Genomic DNA, 3,242 nt, shown 5'->3' with positions numbered 1-3,242 from the left:
TATACGGGAATTGTAAGATATACCAGTACCCAGGATGTGTTCAGGATCATTCTGGTGATTTTTTCAGGAAGCATACTTTTTATTATCACCAACCTGATCACGTATTATTTTATCAACGAGCGTTTTTTCATTCCTTTTTCTATCATAATCATTGAGTTTATTGCAACTTCCGGAGCTCTATCCCTTTTCAGGATGATTGTAAAGCTGGCTTACCTCGAACTTATCAATCCACCCGGAGAACAAACCCGTGTAATAATTTTCGGGGCCGGTGAGGCGGGTGTAATCACCAAAAATGCGCTGGAGAGAGACTCCAGGATAAGTTATAAAGTGCAAGCTTTCATAGATGACAATGAGCAGAAGGTAGGCAAGACTCTGGAAGGGGTAACCATTTATCCACCTGATAAGCTTGTCAATTTGATTGCTGAAGGTAAAACCGACATTGTGATCATAGCAACCGCGCGACTGAAGCCAGAACGGAAACAGGAAATCATCGAATTGTGTCTGAAATACAATGCGAGGGTACTTCATGTGCCTCCTGTTTCACAATGGATCAATGGAGAACTGAGTTTCAGGCAGATTAAGAAAGTCAGAATAGAAGACCTCCTGGAAAGGGAGATCATCAGGCTTGATGAGGATAATATCAGCAGGCAGCTCGCCGGGATGAATGTGTTGATCACCGGTGCCGGCGGTTCCATAGGCAGTGAGATCGCCCGTCAGGTTTCAGGATATTCGGTTAATAAACTTATTCTCGTTGATCAGGCCGAAAGTCCTTTGTTCCATCTGGATCTTGAGTGCCAGGACCGTTGCGCCGGAAAAAACTTTGAGATATTGGTTGCGGATATTTGTGATCACGACAGGATGGATTATATCTTTCGTCAACATAAACCCGATGTTGTCTTTCATGCAGCTGCTTACAAGCATGTCCCCATGATGGAGTATCACCCGGGCGAGGCTGTCAAAACCAACGTGATGGGAACCAGGTTGCTTGCTGACCTGTCGATAGAGTACGGAGTCAGAAGGTTTATTATGGTCTCTACCGATAAGGCTGTGAACCCGACCAATGTGATGGGGGCATCCAAAAGGATTGCTGAAATATACACTCAGGCTTTGAATGGAATTGGAAACACATTATTTATAACAACCCGGTTTGGCAATGTTTTGGGTTCAAACGGTTCTGTGATACCACTTTTCCGCGACCAGATTGAGAAAGGCGGCCCCGTTACCGTAACCCATCCCGAGATCACCCGTTTCTTTATGACCATACCGGAAGCCTGCCAGCTTGTCCTCGAAGCCGGTGCCATGGGCAAAGGAGGGGAGGTTTACATTTTTGATATGGGTAAATCGGTGAAGATCGTTGACCTGGCAAAGAAAATGATCCAATTGTCGGGACTGGAGGTAGGAAAAGACATTCATATCAAGTTTACCGGGCTTCGACCCGGGGAAAAGCTTTATGAGGAACTGCTTAATGATAGCGAGAATACCATACCGACGCACCATCCACAGATCATGATCGCAAAAGTGATGACATATTCTTCGGAACAGGTTCAGGAGGGGATGGATAAACTCGACCAGGTCTTGCGCAACCAAAACGACCTTGAGATTGTTACCATCATGAAAGAAATAGTGCCGGAATTTAAAAGCCAGAATTCGGTTTATCAAAAACTCGATTTCAAAGAATAATCTTTCCGGAATACCGTTGAAAAGTTAATCCTGATTTATGAGAAGAATCGTATTCCTTATAATACTTATTACCGGCTGGCAAATTGTACAGGCGGCTTATATTCTTATTCCCATGGACAATACCCAGAAAAACCATCTCAAAGCCTATGGTATTGCCTACTGGGTACTACAGCAGGAAGTGGAAGTAAGCTGGCTCTTAAACTACAAGGGGGGGAGTTTCCTGTGCCTACATCATCAACTGATTGAAAATGAATGTGTGATCAGGGATGTTAGTTATCAGGTTATAGCTGATGTGCAGGCCATGGGTATTTTGCAGGAAATCGCTGATCCGCAGGTTAACATGGAAGAGGTGAAACTCCATAAGCCCCCCAAAATCGCCGTTTATTCTCCCAAGAACAAGCAGCCCTGGGACGATGCCGTTACGCTGGTGCTTACCTATGCTGAGATACCTTATAATGTTATTTACGATCCGGAGGTCCTCAACGATATGCTTCCCATGTATGACTGGCTTCATCTTCACCATGAAGATTTCACTGGACAGTATGGGAAATTCTGGGCACGGTACAAAGATTTTCAATGGTATCGTGATAATCAACGGGCAGCGGAAGAAACTGCCAAATCTCTTGGATTTTCAAAGGTTTCGCAATGTAAGCTTGCCGTGGCAAAAAAGATACGTGATTTTGTGGCTGGGGGTGGTTATTTGTTTTCCATGTGTTCAGCCCCCGATAGTTATGATGTAGCGCTTGCTGCAGAAGGAGTGGATATTTGCGATGTGATGTTCGACGGAGATCCGATGGACCCGGATGCACAATCGAAGCTGGATTACAGTAAATGCTTTGCATTTACAGGTTTTACTTTGAGTACAAGTCCTTACGAATATGAGATTTCTTCCATTGATGCCACGGATGAAAGGGTGAGAAAGGTGACGGAAAACAATGATTTTTTTACTTTATTCGATTTTTCAGCAAAATGGGATCCTGTTCCAACCATGTTATGCCAGGATCACACCCGGATCATCAAGGGTTTCATGGGGCAAACAACGGCATTTCGTAAGGAGTTCCTGAAACCTGAAGTCCTGATTATGGGTGAAAACAAGGCTTTGGCTGAAGTCCGATATATCCACGGTGAATATGGTAAAGGTACCTGGACCTTCCTGGGTGGCCACGATCCGGAAGATTATCATCATTATGTGGGCGACCCGCCAACGGAGCTGGATCTGCATCCCAATTCGGCAGGCTACAGACTCATCCTGAATAATATACTTTTTCCTGCAGCAAAAAAGAAGAAGCAAAAAACCTAAAAAGCCTAATTGGCGTCATAAAAAAACGGATTTCCGTTAAAGAAGAAATACACTCTTTTGTTGCAGCCGGCCTCATAACCATAATCCACCTGGCCTTCCGTTATTTCAAGTCCGGGGGTCTGGATCGACTCCATTCCGGAATAGAACCAGGGGCAGCTGAGATCATTAACCAATTCGTGACCGGAAAGAGTAAGGGTAGAAAATGCCTTGCCATTTAGATCAACACCGGATGCATTGCCTTCCTGGAAAAAAATATCATCGG

3 protein-coding genes are annotated in these 3,242 nt (G+C 44.6%); 2 read left to right on the top strand and 1 reads right to left on the bottom strand.

All coding sequences use genetic code 11. From position 1 onward, the window contains the following. The coding region (locus tag KKA81_01615; protein MBU2649606.1) for a polysaccharide biosynthesis protein at window positions 1-1,680 on the top strand (1,680 nt) is incomplete at its 5' end. Between the two features lie 37 nt (window positions 1,681-1,717). Next, window positions 1,718-2,980 carry an asparagine synthetase B gene (locus KKA81_01610; protein ID MBU2649605.1) on the top strand — a complete coding sequence of 421 codons (1,263 nt, stop codon included), beginning with the start codon at window positions 1,718-1,720 and terminating at the stop codon, window positions 2,978-2,980. 5 nt (window positions 2,981-2,985) lie between these two features. Here KKA81_01610 and KKA81_01605 read toward each other — a convergent pair. Beyond that, window positions 2,986-3,242 (bottom strand): hypothetical protein (locus tag KKA81_01605; protein MBU2649604.1); only part of this gene is annotated, 257 nt, incomplete at its 5' end.

The sequence above is a fragment of the Bacteroidota bacterium genome (assembly GCA_018831055.1).
Lineage (GTDB): Bacteria > Bacteroidota > Bacteroidia > Bacteroidales > B18-G4 > M55B132.
Note: the sequence above shows the minus strand (reverse complement) of the source record. Positions and strands in the feature narration are given on the sequence as shown.